Consider the following 15496-nt stretch of genomic DNA (forward strand, 5'->3'; position numbering starts at 1 on the left):
AAAAACGAGCTTCCCTAAATCTCAGGCTGCGCCGTCTCGTCGCGGCCGTCAGTACGGCCTCGATGTGCGCCGTGCTCACACCGGCCACCACCATGGCAGGAACCACCACCCCGGCCATCATCGCGAATACGGCCAAGGCAGCCTTGTCTTGTGTGTCGTACTCCGTCGAGGGCGTGTGCTTTTTCTTGAGCTGCGGCTGGACCGGATGCTGGATTCGGACCTCGATCAAGATCTCCCACTATGTGCCAGACGTGGTGGTCAGCACCTACAACGAACCGCTGCGCCACCCTTGGACCGACATCGGCACGGTCGTGGCCACCACGTTGACAACGGCTGGATCTGCACTGACAGGACGGCTGCTGGACTCGTCCGCCGGCGGCCTGGACAGCAACTCGGCCATGGCGAACTTCAAAGGGGCGGATGCCATAGGCAATCCTGCCGGCATGTTTGCCAGCATGCTCGCGTCTGGCGGCATGTTCACAATGCCGAAGTCCATCGCATTTCCCACGGTTAGCGAGTTGGCCAAGTTCCCCTCGAAGGAGCTACCCAATATTGGGCGCCAGTGGACCCAAGTGCCTGCCAGCATTGCAGAAACTGTGGCATCTGATGCCAAGGGTCTGTTGAGCTCGGAATCATTGCTGGCCAGCCTTGGAACGATCCTCAAGACCATTGAGGGCGTGAAGCAGGTGATGGAGATTGCCGAGACAGTGCAGCAGATTCAGGCAGGCATCGCCGGTCTGCAGCAGCTCTCAGAAATACTCTCGGGCAGCACCGGAGGTGCCCTCTTCTGTCCTGGCGGAGCCAGCTATTTCAACCTGCACTTCCAAAGCGAGCTCGATGCGCCTTTCTGGCGCGGCATCGTGCCCGTGGAAATGATCTACCCGCAGGCCTGGGTGCCCGGATTAGGCGAGATCGGGTCTGGCTACACGCAGACCTGGGGCAACGTTTACCCACGCACCGGAGAAATCATCCAGTCGCACCCCGTGAAGGCCTCAGCCGTGCTGGCTGAGAGGGTCGCCTCGATCATCTACAAGGAGGCTCAGCCGCACATCTATTCGCGTGTCCAGCCCTCCGGTGGCTATCGCTACTTCAACTATGGGGAGAAACGCAAATGGCAGATGTTGTATCCGCAGGCTTGGTCCGGGTGCCAGCAGTTCGGCCAAAACGACTCGCTCTCACTGACCTCCTTTGGGGACGGTGCAACCAGTTCCGATGACGGCTACGCCTGGAATCTTTGGCAAAAGTACACCTGTTGCCGGCGCCGTGGTGTCTATCTCTATTCCGTGCCTTGACCTCCCACTCCAGTATCACTATGACAATCACACATTCCCCTTCTCTGCGCCTCAAGCGGATCTGCGTGGCCGTGAGCCTGGCCTGCGTGCTGGCTCCCTCGGTCGTGGCACCGGCTGCCGCACAGACGATTACGTCTTCAGGTCTTTATTACCGGATGGGAGGCGGCTCTCCAATCAGCGCTGCGCCCCATCGCAGTGCCTTGTCGATGCAGCTGGGCGCTGGCGTCCGCGCAAACTATTCCTGCGGAAAATTTGACATTGGCCTCTCCTGGTCGGATCTCATGAACAGCATTCAGAACCTGGGTGCAACCATCACTGGAGCCGTCCAGGCGGGCATCTCGGCCTTGCCGCTGTACTTCCTCCAGCGCGCACAGCCTGGCCTTTACCAACTCTTTCAGAACTTCAGCCAAAAGGCGGATCTATTGGTGTCCGCGTCGCTCAAGACCTGCGAAGAGATGGAGTCGATGATTAAGAATGGTCAAGACCCGTATGAGGAGTACATTGCTTTGGCAAAGGGCGATGCCTGGAAGGTAAAGGCCAACGCGGGCGGCAGCGTGGTGAATGCCAAGCTCGATATCAACAAGAACGAGTCTGGCCAGCGTGCGGGGCTGCCATGGGTGTTCGGTACCCGCGCTGGGGGTGCTGGCACGCCACCGATTCAGCCGATCCGTGACCTGGCGGTGGCTGGCTACAACGTCACGATCAACAAGGCTGCCAATTCGCTGGCAACGGCGAACTACGGTAGCTCCTCTCTGGCATCGACACGACTGGTCCAGGCTTTCAAGACACCTGAAGACTTAGCCCGTTGGAGTTCTGAGGTCCTTGGTGATCAGAAAATCTATATGTGCACCCAAGGCTCCGATTGCCCGAGCCCCACCATCACCTCGACGGCGACTGGCCTTGCACCGAAGTTTGAGCGCGAGCTGGACGAGGTACTGCCCACGATGCGCAATATGGGCTTCAGCACTTCAAGCAGCCATGCCGACCTGGCCAAGGTCAGCGCTCCCGGCATGGCCGTGAGCCCACAGCTGATGGACGCCGTGCGCAAGCTGCCGACCGATGTGCGGTCCGTGGCCATTAACCGCCTGGCCCAGGAGGTTGCGGTCTACAAGACCATCGACAAGGCACTGATCGCGCGTAACGCGCTGATCTCCGGTATGAGCCTGCCCGAGGCCACGGGCGCTGCTCCCGTTAGATCCGAGGTGCAGACGAAGATTGACCGCCTGACTCAGTACATCAACGACATGATGTTTGAGTTCCGCATTCGGAAAGAAATGACCGGCGAGACAGCTTTGTCGATTATGGGCAACCAGCAGCAAGCCGGGGCCGCGTCGATGGATGTGCAAGGCGGCACGCGTGCAGATCCTGCGCCGTTGGTCTACGGACGTGTGAGCACAAGATGACCGACACCGAAAAAGTCGTGGAAGCGTCTGAGTCGGTTCCAAAGCGTAAGGGGCGGCTTCGTCGTTGGCTGCCCTGGCTCATCTACGGTGCCTTGATCGTTTTGATTGGCGGCACCTTATTGACCTGGCTGCTCAAGCTGGAGCCCTCACAGGTCGTCTCTGTCTCAGCGTGGTTTCGCAAGGGCGCGCAACTCGGGACGCTTACTCAGACCGCCCTGTGCTGCTGGGTGATTGTCAGTTGGCGTCCGATCGTGGCCTGGGGATTCAGACGCGGCTACGTGGCCAAGCATGAGCTGCGGGCGGTGCTGGCGATGCGCTGGCGCGTTGCCGGCATGCTGACGATGTACCTGGCACTCGTGCCAATAGGCGCGGGCAATATTGCCCGATTCATCATGGGCCTTATCTCCTGATCGATATGCAGCTCGATAGCTATCTTGAACTTTTTACGACGCTCTACGGCTGGGCATTCGCCAACCTTCTCGGCGAAATTTTGACCGGAACCGGCCTGGCCGCCCTGCCCTTCGCGCTCATCGCGTTTAGCGCGTGGCATAGCGCTAAAGAAGAAGGCGCAGGGTTTAACGGCGTGCTGGCTCTCATCGAGTCCATACAGACCAAGCTGATTACAGCATTGCTGGTTATGGCCCTGTGCTTCGCCACCACGCCTCTCACCTCGCTGCACAACATCAATCTCAGCTACAAGCCAGAGCGAGCTGCAGATGGTTCTGAGCCTCAGGTCGTGTCGACACAGGGTGGGACGAACTCGGGCTACGACCGAGCGATGGCCGACGCGGTGAATGGGTCTTTTGCCCGATCTGGAAACCTGTCCTATGTCCCCTTGTGGTGGTACAGCGTCATGGGGCTGTCCTCTGGCATCAATGGCGCTTTTCGGGCGGGCATGACCAGCTCTGAACGCGATCTGCGCGTCGTAGCAGATCTGGCCAGGATGGCCACGATTGAAGATCCGGCTCTGTTGCACGATGTGCAGCGCTTCTACAGCGAGTGCTTTGTGCCTGCGCGCAGCCAGTATTTCTCGATGCACAAGAATCAGATCTCAGCAAACGGCCGAGGCATTCTCGCAGAGGGGAGCATCTATGGCCCCACGGATGTGGACTGGGTGGGCAGCCAGTTTTTCCGAACAGAGCCCGGTTTCTATGACGTGATGCGCTCATATAACCCGGTGCCTGGCTGGAGCATCGACTTCAATCGCGACAGCGAATACATGCAAGGTGGCGGTTCGGATCAGGGCTTTATGAACCCGGACTGGGGGCGCCCAACTTGCAAGCAATGGTGGGAAGCTGACGCTGCTACAGGAGGAGTGCGAGAGCGCCTCACCAGCAACACCTCGACATGGCGGAGTCTCTTGCAAGTCGCCCAAAACACTATCACGTTTAGTTCGACAGATGAGGCCAAGGATGCCATGGCAAAGCTAGCCTTTGAGAAGGCCAACCCGACATTTGTTAGTCCTGACAAGATGCTGGGCGACGACTATGGCAAGGGCACGAACGCGTGGCGTACTGTCACAGGGGGGATTAGTACCATCGGAGTAGGTAAACAGGCATTTGAATCCTCACTCGGCATGGTCCCATTGTTGAATATGCTTCCCATGCTCCAAGCACTTGTACTGATGGCGTTGTATATGTTCCTGCCATTGATCGTAGTGATTAGTTGCTACGATTTGAAAGTGATGGTGGTTGGTGGATTAGCAATATTCACAGTTAAGTTTTGGGCCGTCATGTGGTATGTGGCCCGATGGGTTGACGCCCATTTAATCGATGCGATGTACCCAGGTTTGACCGGATCTGCATTGATGCAAGAGATTACGCAAAGCGTGAGCTCCGGTCAGCCGCAACTATACAAGCGCATGATTCTTAACACTTTATTGGCAATGATGTTCATTGCACTTCCACTCATCTGGAGTTCCATGATGGCGTGGGCGGGCTATCGACTTGGGCTTGAAAACTCCAGCATTAACAAAGCAGACAACCTCTCTAACAAAGCTGGTAAGGGGTCTAGCGTTCGATTAAAACGTTGACAGCTAGTTAAAGGTCTTCTTCTTGTTCGCACCAATACTGAAGTTCACCCATACCAATTTCTCCATTTTGGAATGCAGTATGGGCATCGTAAGCGCAGGAGATCGAGGTGCTTTCCTCATCATCCGTCATGGGCGAAGTGAAGAAGGCCCAAGCAGCATTCCAGAGCGAGCCAAGCACTAGGCCTCCAACGATGAGGAGGACTCGCCAAAACAGGCCGATGAGTGCGATAAAGAACTTGAGCATAAGAAGCCCCAACGATGTGAAATGGATCTTCATGTTTCCCTGGGCGATCGTGCATTCCACACGATCCAAATTGAGTGACTTCCACATCCCTCGAAGGCTGGGCGTGAAGCTTCTATGTATCGAACCGACTGAGGTTCAGATTGTCAACGTTGCGCGATCAAATCAGAAGTACCAGTGCAAGTATGCGCAATACACTGAAAGTCCATCATCGATGCAGACGCCGCGTGTAAATCAAATCTCTTTCGAGTCAAACTCTTGGGTTCGCTGAGTAGACGGCCGATATTTTTCATAACATCGTTGGCACCGGACTTTGCAACGCCGACGACAGGCCATCAAGTATTCCACACAGCTCGACGACCTGCCCGGAACAGCATTGCGCTCTAAGAGCGATCAACTGTCCCTCGAGAGCCTTCAGCTCCTCAATGCGTTTGACTAACTGCAGGATATGTTTGTCCAGAAGCTCATTGACCTCGCCGCAAGGTTCACGCTGCCTATCTTTCAATTGAAGTAAAGACCGGATATCGTCCAGCCCAATATCCAACGAGCGGCAATTTCGCACAAACGCTAGTCGCTGGACGTGCGATTCGTCATATCGCCTGTAGTTGCCTGCCGTGCGCGCTGCAGGTGGCAGCAATCCCTCCTGCTCGTAGAAACGAATTGTTGGGATCTGCACCCCTGTCGCGCTGGCCAATTCACCGATCTTCACTCTGTATTCCCTGGCACTAGTTGCGGGTTTCCCTTGACTCTCAATCTGCTTTAGGGTTTTTAATGATGCGCTAGATAGGCTCCGAAGTCAAGTGACGGCGTGATGATCAATCAGAGTGCGCTGTCGCATCTGATGCCGTTACTACGTGCAGCGAACCAGCGATCAGGAATTCAAGGACAACTGACTATGAACAATGCAATGACGCAAGCAACTTGCGGCTCAACATGTGGGTGCGCTACAGGAATCACGAAAGCGACAGTTGCGCCGCTCGTGACGGGTTTTTTCATAGGCAATATGGACTGCCCTAGTGAGGAAGCCCAGATCCGCAAGCGGCTAGCGCAAATTGATGGCATCCAAGATGTAGTTTTTGACTTGCCCGCTCATTACGTGGAAGTAGTGCATGAGCCTGCCGGCCAAAATGCAATCCTGCGTGCACTTCACGACATTGGCATGCAGGCGGTCGTGCAGCCCAGGTCTTCGCAGCTTGTCTATCTCATCCAGCAAATGGATTGCCCCAGCGAAGAACGCCAGTTGCGCGCAACGCTGGAGCCTTTGGAAGGGGTACAGAAGTTGGACTTCGACCTGAAGGCCCACACGTTGACGGTATCCCATACGCTCACCGATACCACTCCGATTGCCCAGGCCATCGTGAATCTGGGTATGCAGCCGGTAGAAAAGACGGCGGGTAGCATGCCAATCGCTGTCGAAGCCCTCCCCCCTCGCATGGTGGCGTCTTCAATCCGGACACCAGTGCCAGGCAACGGTACACGCTTCCTTATTCCGAATATGGATTGCCCCACCGAAGAGGCAACAATCCGTAAGCGCCTGGGTGCAATCAACGGTATTGAGCGACTGGATTTCAACCTGATGGGGCGACGGCTGGATGTGCTGCATCATTTGCCGGACCCTGCGCCGATCCTCAAGGCGCTGAACGATGTCGGCATGAAGGCCAGCATCGAGCGCAGCGGCGACACCGCGCCGCAGGGCCAAGCCATCTACCTCATCGAAAAAATGGACTGTCCAACCGAGGAGGGGCTGTTGCGCAAGGCGCTCGAAGGTATGCCAGGGGTGAAAGCACTGAATTTCAATCTTATGGGTCGTACGCTTACCGTGAGCCACGATCTTGCCGATCTGGCTCCGGTGACGACCGCGATTGAGCGACTCGGCATGGCTCCAGTGCTCCAAAGCACCTCTGACCCAGAGCCATCTGCGCCCCGTGATTTCGGCACCAGCATCTCGCGCGGGCAATGGATTCGGATGGCGGTCTCCGGCGTACTAGCGCTCGGCGCAGAGGCCATGGTCTTTGCGGGGGCATCCGAGGCCTCCTGGCCCATCATTCTTGCGTGCCTCGTGGCCATCAGCTTGGGTGGGGTCGAGACCCTCAAAAAGGGCTGGATTGCGCTGAAGACGCGCTCGCTGAACATGAACCTGTTGATGACGGTCGCCGTCATCGGTGCGGCCCTGATTGGGCAGTGGCCTGAGGCAGCGGTGGTGATCTGGCTCTTCGGTATCGCTGAGATGATTGAGGCCTTGAGCCTGGATCGGGCCCGCAATGCCATCCGCAAGCTGATGGATCTGGCGCCGGAGAACGCATTGGTACGCCAGCCGGACGGGCAATGGCATGAAGTCAAGGCGGATTCCGTGCCACTCGGCAGCATTGTACGGGTGCGTCCGGGCGAACGCATCGCATTGGATGGTGAAGTCGTCGCGGGCCAATCATCGGTAAACCAGGCGCCGATCACCGGTGAGAGCATGCCCGTGGAGAAAACCGCCGGTGCCACGGTATTCGCCGGTACCATCAACGAGCGCGGCACGCTGGAGTTCCGCGTTACCTCTCGAAAGGGTGAAACCACTCTCGACCGTATTGCACGATCGGTGCAGGAAGCGCAGGGGCAACGCGCACCCACGCAGCGCTTCGTGGACAAGTTCGCCAGCATCTATACACCGGCGGTCTTCGCGGTTGCTCTCGCCGTTGCGGTCATTCCTCCGTTCGCTTTCGGGCAGCCCTGGTTCGAATGGGTCTACAAAGCGCTGGTGATGCTGGTCATTGCCTGCCCCTGCGCATTGGTGATCTCCACGCCGGTTACCGTGGTCAGCGGCCTGGCAGCGGCCGCACGCCGGGGCATTCTTGTCAAGGGCGGTCTTTACCTCGAACAAGGGCGACACCTGAAATCGGTGGCTTTGGACAAGACGGGGACCCTGACCCATGGTCGCCCTTCTCTGACCGATGTCGTACCGTTGCGTGGCCAGCCGAGGGAAGAAGTTCTGCGGATTGCTGCGAGCATCGATGCGCTGTCGGAGCATCCTGTGGCCTCTGCCATCGTGGCCAGCTACAACCAACCGCATGCTCAGGTGGGCAAGTTCGAAGCGATCCCTGGACGAGGCGTCAAAGGCAACGTCGATGGAGATGTCTATTACGTCGGCAACCACCGGCTGATCAAAGAGCTGGGACTTTCAACACTCGAGATCGAGACTCAGCTCGATGCGTTGGAGAACGAGGCCAAGACCGTTGTGCTCCTCGCAACTGACCAGCAAGTACTCGCCCTGCTGGCCGTGGCCGACACGGTGCGCGACACCAGCCGGCAAGCAATCGCCGAACTCAAGTCGCTGGGGATCGAGCCAGTCATGTTGACTGGCGATAATTCGAAAACCGCGCAAGCTGTGGCTGCGCAGGTGGGCATCACCGACGCCAAGGGCGAACTACTTCCGCAGGACAAACTGTTGGCAATCGAAGGGCTACTCGCACGCGGGCCAGTTGGTATGGTTGGGGATGGCGTTAACGATGCGCCAGCGTTGGCCAAGTCGAGCATAGGCTTTGCGATGGGCGCTGCTGGTACCGATACAGCGATCGAAACGGCTGACGTCGCCTTGATGCAAGACAACCTCCGCAAGCTTCCTGAGTTCATCCGGCTATCGCAACGCGTTGCAGGCATCTTGACGGCCAATATCGTGTTTGCGCTTGGGACAAAGGCGGTGTTCATGGCCTTGGCTTTTACTGGACATGCAAGTCTGTGGCTGGCGATTCTGGCCGACATGGGGGCTAGCCTGGCCGTCGTTTTCAATGGGATGCGCTTGCTGCGGTCGTCTGAGGAAATCAAGCCCCATGGCCATTAAGAGGACTAATTTGTGGGTATACCTGCTGGCCGTGACTGTGCTTACCGCCGACATAGCGACCAAGGCGGCCATCGTCGCGTGGATTCCTTTGTATGGCTCCCATGAAATCACACCATGGTTCAACATCGGGCATTGGCTGAATCCAGGTGCGGCCTTCAGCTTCTTGGCGCAGGCGGGTGGATGGCAACGCAGCTTTTTAGTTGCTCTTGGCATCGCTGCTTCTGCCTTTCTCACCTGGCTTATTGCCCGCGAGAAGACTGCAACACCTGAGGCTGTGGGCTATGCGGCAATTCTCGGAGGCGCGCTCGGCAATGTTATTGATCGCGTGCGGCACGGGGCCGTGGTGGACTGGCTCGATTTCCATTGGGGTGATTGGCACTGGCCGGCGTTCAATGCAGCCGACATTGGCATCACCCTGGGAGCGGGGTTTCTGCTGATCGCTGCTTTTCGCGGCCATGAACGAAACGGCGCAGATTCCCATACGCCAGCAAGATGATCCATCTTTTCATTGACACATGCGGAGCCGTGAACATCGCTTCGGAGAAACTGATGTCCCACTCGACTCTACCAATGCCGCCTGCAAATGCACGCTGAACTTGTTCTCAAGACGCTAATGATGGGCGTCGTCGAAGGCATCACGGAATTCTTGCCAGTCTCCTCGACAGGGCACTTGATCCTGGCGGGCAATGCGCTCTCATTCCTTGCGAAAGAGAAACGCGACGTCTTTGAAGTGTTCATCCAGTTCGGCGCGATGCTCGCGGTCATCTGGGAATATAGGGCTCGTCTGGCAAACGTTGTTGTCTCAGCGCGTGCCGATCAGGGCGCTCGCCGGTTCTTAGTGAACCTCGCCATTGCATTCATGCCTGCGGCAGTGCTCGGATTGCTGATTGGATCTCATGTGCAGAGGCTGCTATTTAGCCCAGGGCCAGTGGCCGTCGCACTCGTAATCGGTGGTATCGCGATTCTGTGGGCCGAGCGGCGGCCCGTGCATGTAAAGGCCGAGCGTGCCGAAGAGATCAGCCGAATCGACGCATTGAAGATTGGTTTCGTGCAGTGCCTTGCACTTTGGCCGGGTACTTCTCGCTCAGGCGCGACGATTATCGGCGGGCTATGGTTCGGGGCTTCACGCCAGGCGGCGACGGAGTTTTCGTTTTTCCTTGGCATTCCAGTCTTGGGGGCCGCCTCCGGATACAACCTCTTTAAGCACTGGAACGCATTGTCGAGCGACGACATCGGCGTTTTTGTAATGGGTCTCCTTGCCTCTTTCGTATTTGCGCTGCTTGCCATACGCCTTCTGATGCGCTATCTGACCGGACATGGATTTGGAGTTTTCGCGTGGTATCGCATTGCACTGGGAACACTAATCTTGGCAGTGCTCGTCACGTAATCGTTCAGCAACCATGACGAAGATGAATATGTTGCCTCTTATAGGCATTCAGCACAGTTGGCTGTGACTCGATCGATAAATGCAACCTAAGTTATGCGGCGTTTTTGGTTGAGTCATTTTTTGCCTACAACAAGCAAACCTCCTTTTTAGAAACTTATGCCGAACGGCCTTGAGCAACGCCCAGTGGGCCATATCCTGAATAAAATGAGAATCAATAACACTTCCATATCATGAAAATGCTTTCTCTTTACGCCAGAAGATTCCTGGCAATAGCCGCATTGTTTGTGCTCTGGTCTGCTTCTCCCGCCTGGGCTGCCGACCCTGCTGCCAGCGATCAGGCTAAGCAGACTTGGCAGTTGCTGGACTACCTGGCGGTTGACTACGGTGGCGCAGTAAGCAACGGCCAGATTCAAAGTGCGAGTGAATACGAAGAAATGAAGGAATTCGCGGCAACCGCTGTGCTGCAGCTAGCCGCATTGCCGAGCACTGCGGTGCTGCCCGAGTTGCAGCGGCAGGCCAAAGTGCTAGTAGACCTCATTGCCGCAAAGGCGGATGCCAAAGCAGTGGCCGACAGCGCCAATTCGCTGGCAGCGGCGTTGGTCAAAGCCTATCCGTTTCCGCTATCTCCGACTCAGCCACCGGATCTCGCACGCGCTAAGGTGCTGTTTGAAGCCAAGTGCGCGTCATGCCACGGGGCAACTGGTGCTGGCGACGGCCCACTCAGCACCAAGCTAGACCCGCCCCCGATCGCCTTCACCGATCATGATCGTGCCCGTTCGCGAAGTGTGCTCGCGCTGTACCAGGTCATTTCTCAAGGCGTGACCGGCACATCGATGCAGGGCTTCGGCACGCTCGCTGACGAGGATCGTTGGGCGCTGGCCTTCTTCACAGGAACACTGTCGCATGACGATGCCATGCGTGCTCGCGGCGAACAATCCTGGGTTCGAGACACCGCCGCCAAGACTGTCTTTCCCGATCTAGCTGCTGCAGCGACCTTGACCGAAGCCGCTTTATCCGAACTGATAGCACCAGACGCAGCTCGCGACCTCACCGCATATGTTCGTAGCCACCCAGAAGTCACCGCTGTTGCGAGCGGCTCTGGCGGACTAACCCTGGCCCGCTCACTCCTTCAGAAGAGCCTTGCCGCGGCGCGCGCGGGCGACCGGGCCAGCGCAACACGACTGGGCCTGTCGGCTTACTTGGATGGTTTTGAGCCGCTTGAGCCTGCATTGCGCGCACGCAACCAGGCACTTCTCACAGAAGTCGAAAACGCCATGCTGGCCTATCGCGGTGCGCTCGCCGGTGGGCGGTTGGAACAAGCCGATGCCACAGCACAGAAGCTGGACGATCTGTTTGCCCAGGTGGACGCCGAACTCGGCGCTAATAAGGCAGATCCATTAACCACCTTCGTTGCCTCCCTCACGATCCTGCTACGTGAAGGTGTTGAAGCGCTGTTGATCGTCGTGGGAATGCTGGCTTTCCTGAAGAAGGCAGAGCGACGCGATGTGCTGGGCTATGTGCATGGTGGTTGGGTGGCCGCACTGGCTTGCGGTGGTCTGACCTGGGCGGTGGCCACCTACTTCATGAGCATCAGCGGCGCAAGCCGTGAGGTAACCGAGGGGGTTTCATCACTGTTCGCGGCCGTTGTGCTGCTGAGCGTAGGGCTCTGGATGCACCAGAAAAGCGCAGCGGGCAAGTGGCAGGCCTACCTAAAGGACAAACTTTCGGCAGCCATGACGCGGCGTTCAGCGTGGGCATTGTTCGCCTTGTCGTTCATCGCCGTCTACCGCGAGGTGTTTGAGACCGTGTTGTTTTACTCTGCACTGACCAGTGACGGCAACAACAGTGCCTTGCTAGGCGGATTGGTATGCGGAGTGGCCATCCTGGCCGTCATTGCATGGCTTATGCTGCGGAGCAGTGCGCGCATGCCGATTGGTAAGTTCTTCAGCCTCAGTTCGATCCTGGTTGCGGTGCTCGCGGTAGTGCTCGCTGGCAAGGGGGTTGCTGGCCTCCAGGAGGCTGGCTGGTTGAGCGCGAGCCCGATCCATTGGCCGCGCATTGAAGTGCTTGGCATCTATCCGTCAGCGGAAACCGCGATTGCGCAAGCTTTGGTGCTTGCCATTGCCTTAGCGGGCTTTGCCATGAACGCCGTGAAGGCTCGGAACCCCCGAATCGTTTGAGATTAATAGGCCCCCTTGGTAGGGTGCTCCGACTATGCTCCGAGCACCCTGACTCTCAAAGATCTTCAGGCACCGGCAAAAACATGATCCATAGGGGAGTTTCAAACAGCAATAGCCTGAAGCACACACCTGTGCTGCCACTAATGGATGCCTGCTTTAGGCCAATCTTCGGCTGTTGGCAGAAAGTAAACGAAAGCCCACGATGACTTGCGAGTTTGGAGCTCTGCTAGTACGGTCTGCTGCCTAAACGAATGTCTTGAACAAAGAGCCTGCCGTGGACGGCAGGCTCTTTTCTATCAGCGACTTGGTTTCAGCTCCGTCACCATGCCTTGCCATTGATCACCTCTGCTTAGGACTTCACCTTATCTCCAACCTTTAGCATCTTCTTTTCGGATGCCGCGAAGCCCATGGTCATGGTCGGCTTAGCCTGGTTCGGAATATCGCCGTGACGCAAGACGACAAGGTTCCTCGACCCGTGTAACCTAAAACCCTTATCGTGGCAGCAATACAGTGATAGTGGACGAGGTAATGAGCAACCGCTGCCTGTCTTTGCTGCAGCGAATATTTCGGTGCTCTTGGCGCTTGGCTTACTGACAAATCCTGATACTTCAGGAAGTGCTGATACCAGCCTTTCAATGCGTTCTTGATTGGGTATCCCAACTGGCGAATTGTGGCCCTGATACGCAAGCCAAGCTTGAAGTAACGTTCAACTGCACGAATCCTGTCTTCGTATGAGAATATGAACTAAATCCTGGTAGTCCTAGCATTTGTTCGCATCCCCCTTCGGGCTACGCCCCTGTTTGCCACTGATAGCGACAAACCATGCTATGCCTTTATCCAACCAGATAGTCAGAAACCCATTTGCTCAACATCGCTTCAAAAATCAATACTTCCTGCATTTTTTAAAAATATCAAGATCAGGATTGTAGATCTCAGACTTTACATTCATCATTCCCAAAACCGAATGGAAATAATTATCATGACTTATCTTGGCATCAACGTCTAATAGAGCAGCACATCCATTTTCGTCGAATTTCTCGCGCTTAAATGATTCAGAGAACCAAGCGATCCAAGGAATCCGTTTCTGAGCATCGGGTGCCAAACTATAAGGTAGGCCATGGAGGTATATATTATTTTCTCCTAAAGACTCGCCATGATCTGAGACATACATCATTGCAGTTGGTCGATCTGGATATGTTTCCTTAATCCAATCAATTGCATTCGAAATGAAATAATCAGTCTCTCTTATGCTATTGTCATATGCATTAACTACTTGGTCTCGACTGCAGGTTTGCAGAGCTGAAGAGTCACACTCTGGGAAGTAGGCTTTTCTATCTGATGAAGAGCGCTTGTAATAGGCTGGACCATGGCTTCCCATTTGGTGAACTAGAATAACGGTTCCTTTAGCTTTGCCAGGTTTTGGCAAGTCTTCAATTTTCTTTTGGAGATTGTTCAACACTGCTGCATCAAAACAGCCATCATCTCTGCAATTGATATTACCTTCGATAATCTCTTGATTACTAGCAGGTATTCTCGCACATACCCCCTTACACCCTGATTGATTGTCAACCCAAAGGACATCCAATCCTGCCCTTTTTAGAACATCTAATAAATTTTCGTAATTTTCGCTTCGATCAAAAAATTCCTCTCTTGATAAATGAGAAAACATGCACGGCAATGACTCTGCGGTGCTCGTTCCACAAGCCCAGGCATTTTTAAATGACAAAATGTCTTTTCGACTTGATAGCAAAGGTGTGGTATCTCTTAAATAGCCATTCAACCCCAAATGATCTGAACGAGCGGTTTCTCCGACTACAAGAAATACTATAGGGTCTATAGTCCCTTCAATGTATGCTCCTTCTCCTATTTTTACCAAATCTTTAGATTTCCTCTTCTGGGAATCGTCAATTTTCTTGAAAACCGCATATAGTCCGTTGTATGGATTAATCAAATAGCGAATCTCCTTATGGTTCCTCATGGTTGAGGAGAACGCCTGAAAAGAAACAATTAGGCTTACCACTGCTATTGAAATCCCCAGGAGAGCAAGCATCAAACGTTGCAATATCAGTTTGCCAAAAGTAGATTTTGAGAAATTTCTGCGCCATATAAACCACAATGGAGGCAACGACAGCAGCAAGATCACGAAAATCATCTGCAAGTTAATCAGATCCGAGGCTTCATTGAAGTCTGTTTGAAGCACATTAGTTATCATATTGGAATCAATAACAATCCCGTATGCTTGCATGAAATAGGCACCTGAAGCCGCACCGACTACAAAGATGCTGGCAATTGGCCTTAAAAGCCACCCCCATCCCAAAACAGAAATCGAAAAAATATTCACACCAATCAATATAAAAACAAAAGATATTATTAAACTTATATTCGATTCTTCACCTAGTTTAGATATCTTCAGCCAAAGATAATAATTAGAAAAAATAGCAATCCATATACTAACTCCAATGATCATGCGTGTTGATTGCATGCCACTAGAGCGCAGGAATTCACTTATTTTATTTAAAGTCTTCATTTTACGAAAAGAATTTAATCAAGAACTATTCAGCTTCTCAATGAAACTATTTTTGAATTTATATAAACCCACAATCCTAGAGATAAAATCTGATCTGCACGATGACATTCCGATTACATTTTTGTCATTTTTTGAGCGAAAAAAAACGTGGATCGTGTTACCACGAATCCACGCCAAGAAAATATTACTGATTACCCAGCTATAGCTTGGTTACGAGCATCTCGCTGCGAAGGGGTTTCTTTAATCAGTTCGTCGATAACTTGCTGACGTGTCTTTTCGGGCTCCGTACCTTTCGCCTCAGCTGGGTAGTTTCCGCTGCGCAGTCGATTGTCCCCGCCCTCTCGTACGGCATTCGCTGCTTCTTCACGAACTTGGTCACGGGTTCGAGAGCTCTTGAAATGCTCGGGGTATACTTTTACACCAGCCTCATTATTTGTGGGGTGCCAGTACGTATCTGCGACTGCGACGCCAGGCATTGCCATAACGGTTGCCATTGCGGCTGCGGCGGTGAGAGATGCAAAAATTTTACGGTGAGCCATTTAATACTCCTTAAGTGAATTGATTTTCTTCTCCATCTAAGAAAGTCGTCTATTCAGAGAAGATGGCAGATG

General features: G+C 54.5%; 13 protein-coding genes and 1 pseudogene. 8 read left to right on the forward strand and 6 right to left on the reverse strand.

Going from position 1 to position 15496, the window contains the following annotated elements; all coding sequences use genetic code 11:
* The first annotated feature begins 62 nt into the window (after positions 1–62).
* Genes F0P97_RS13005 through F0P97_RS13020 form a run of 4 tightly spaced genes read left to right on the forward strand, consistent with a single transcriptional unit; the run spans position 63 to position 4727 of the window.
* Complete coding sequence (locus F0P97_RS13005; RefSeq protein ID WP_003062520.1) at positions 63–1292, forward strand: TraU family protein; 1230 nt, start codon at positions 63–65, stop codon at positions 1290–1292.
* A gap of 20 nt (positions 1293–1312) precedes the next feature.
* On the forward strand, positions 1313–2695 hold the full coding sequence (locus tag F0P97_RS13010; RefSeq protein ID WP_087865399.1) for an integrating conjugative element protein: 1383 nt from the start codon (positions 1313–1315) through the stop codon (positions 2693–2695).
* On the forward strand, positions 2692–3105 hold the full coding sequence (locus tag F0P97_RS13015) for a hypothetical protein (RefSeq protein WP_003055181.1): 414 nt from the start codon (positions 2692–2694) through the stop codon (positions 3103–3105). Before F0P97_RS13010 ends, F0P97_RS13015 begins: the two co-directional genes overlap by 4 nt.
* 5 nt (positions 3106–3110) lie before the next feature.
* Positions 3111–4727 (forward strand): conjugal transfer protein TraG N-terminal domain-containing protein, encoded by a 1617-nt coding sequence (locus tag F0P97_RS13020; protein ID WP_182287043.1) that lies wholly within the window; start codon positions 3111–3113, stop codon positions 4725–4727.
* 7 nt (positions 4728–4734) lie between these two features.
* On the opposite strand, the gene F0P97_RS13025 is transcribed toward F0P97_RS13020, so the two are convergent.
* Together F0P97_RS13025 and cadR are read right to left on the reverse strand one after the other, a co-directional pair.
* A complete protein-coding gene (locus F0P97_RS13025; RefSeq protein WP_224648078.1) occupies positions 4735–5004 on the reverse strand; it encodes a hypothetical protein in 270 nt (89 codons plus the stop codon).
* 253 nt (positions 5005–5257) lie between these two features.
* Positions 5258–5677 carry a Cd(II)/Pb(II)-responsive transcriptional regulator gene (gene cadR, locus F0P97_RS13030; protein WP_003079129.1) on the reverse strand — a complete coding sequence of 140 codons (420 nt, stop codon included), beginning with the start codon at positions 5675–5677 and terminating at the stop codon, positions 5258–5260.
* A gap of 186 nt (positions 5678–5863) precedes the next feature.
* Here cadR and F0P97_RS13035 point away from each other — a divergent pair, with 186 nt between their 5' ends.
* The 4 genes from F0P97_RS13035 (at position 5864) to F0P97_RS13050 (ending at position 12358) form a co-directional block, all read left to right on the forward strand.
* A complete protein-coding gene (locus tag F0P97_RS13035; RefSeq protein ID WP_003079126.1) occupies positions 5864–8791 on the forward strand; it encodes a heavy metal translocating P-type ATPase in 2928 nt (975 codons plus the stop codon).
* Positions 8781–9287 carry a signal peptidase II gene (gene lspA / locus F0P97_RS13040; protein WP_003062512.1) on the forward strand — a complete coding sequence of 169 codons (507 nt, stop codon included), beginning with the start codon at positions 8781–8783 and terminating at the stop codon, positions 9285–9287. The genes F0P97_RS13035 and lspA overlap by 11 nt, the downstream gene beginning before the upstream one ends.
* A gap of 87 nt (positions 9288–9374) precedes the next feature.
* Positions 9375–10178: an undecaprenyl-diphosphate phosphatase gene (locus F0P97_RS13045; protein WP_003055168.1), complete on the forward strand. Its 804-nt coding sequence runs from the start codon at positions 9375–9377 to the stop codon at positions 10176–10178.
* A gap of 230 nt (positions 10179–10408) precedes the next feature.
* On the forward strand, positions 10409–12358 hold the full coding sequence (locus F0P97_RS13050; protein ID WP_003062510.1) for a cytochrome c/FTR1 family iron permease: 1950 nt from the start codon (positions 10409–10411) through the stop codon (positions 12356–12358).
* A gap of 349 nt (positions 12359–12707) precedes the next feature.
* On the opposite strand, the gene F0P97_RS27565 is transcribed toward F0P97_RS13050, so the two are convergent.
* From F0P97_RS27565 to F0P97_RS13065, 4 genes and pseudogenes are all read right to left on the reverse strand, one after another.
* A complete protein-coding gene (locus F0P97_RS27565; protein WP_224651146.1) occupies positions 12708–12773 on the reverse strand; it encodes a hypothetical protein in 66 nt (21 codons plus the stop codon).
* A gap of 32 nt (positions 12774–12805) precedes the next feature.
* Positions 12806–13099, reverse strand: a pseudogene (locus F0P97_RS27570) (IS3 family transposase); the annotation flags it as partial.
* A 142-nt stretch (positions 13100–13241) separates the two neighbouring features.
* On the reverse strand, positions 13242–14885 hold the full coding sequence (locus tag F0P97_RS13060) for a phosphoethanolamine transferase (protein ID WP_003062506.1): 1644 nt from the start codon (positions 14883–14885) through the stop codon (positions 13242–13244).
* A 191-nt stretch (positions 14886–15076) separates the two neighbouring features.
* Positions 15077–15424, reverse strand: a complete 348-nt coding sequence (locus F0P97_RS13065; protein ID WP_003079124.1) for a DUF4148 domain-containing protein — start codon at positions 15422–15424, stop codon at positions 15077–15079.
* Positions 15425–15496 lie beyond the last annotated feature (72 nt).

The organism is Comamonas testosteroni (assembly GCF_014076415.1).
GTDB classification, from domain to species: Bacteria; Pseudomonadota; Gammaproteobacteria; order Burkholderiales; family Burkholderiaceae_C; genus Comamonas; species Comamonas testosteroni_F.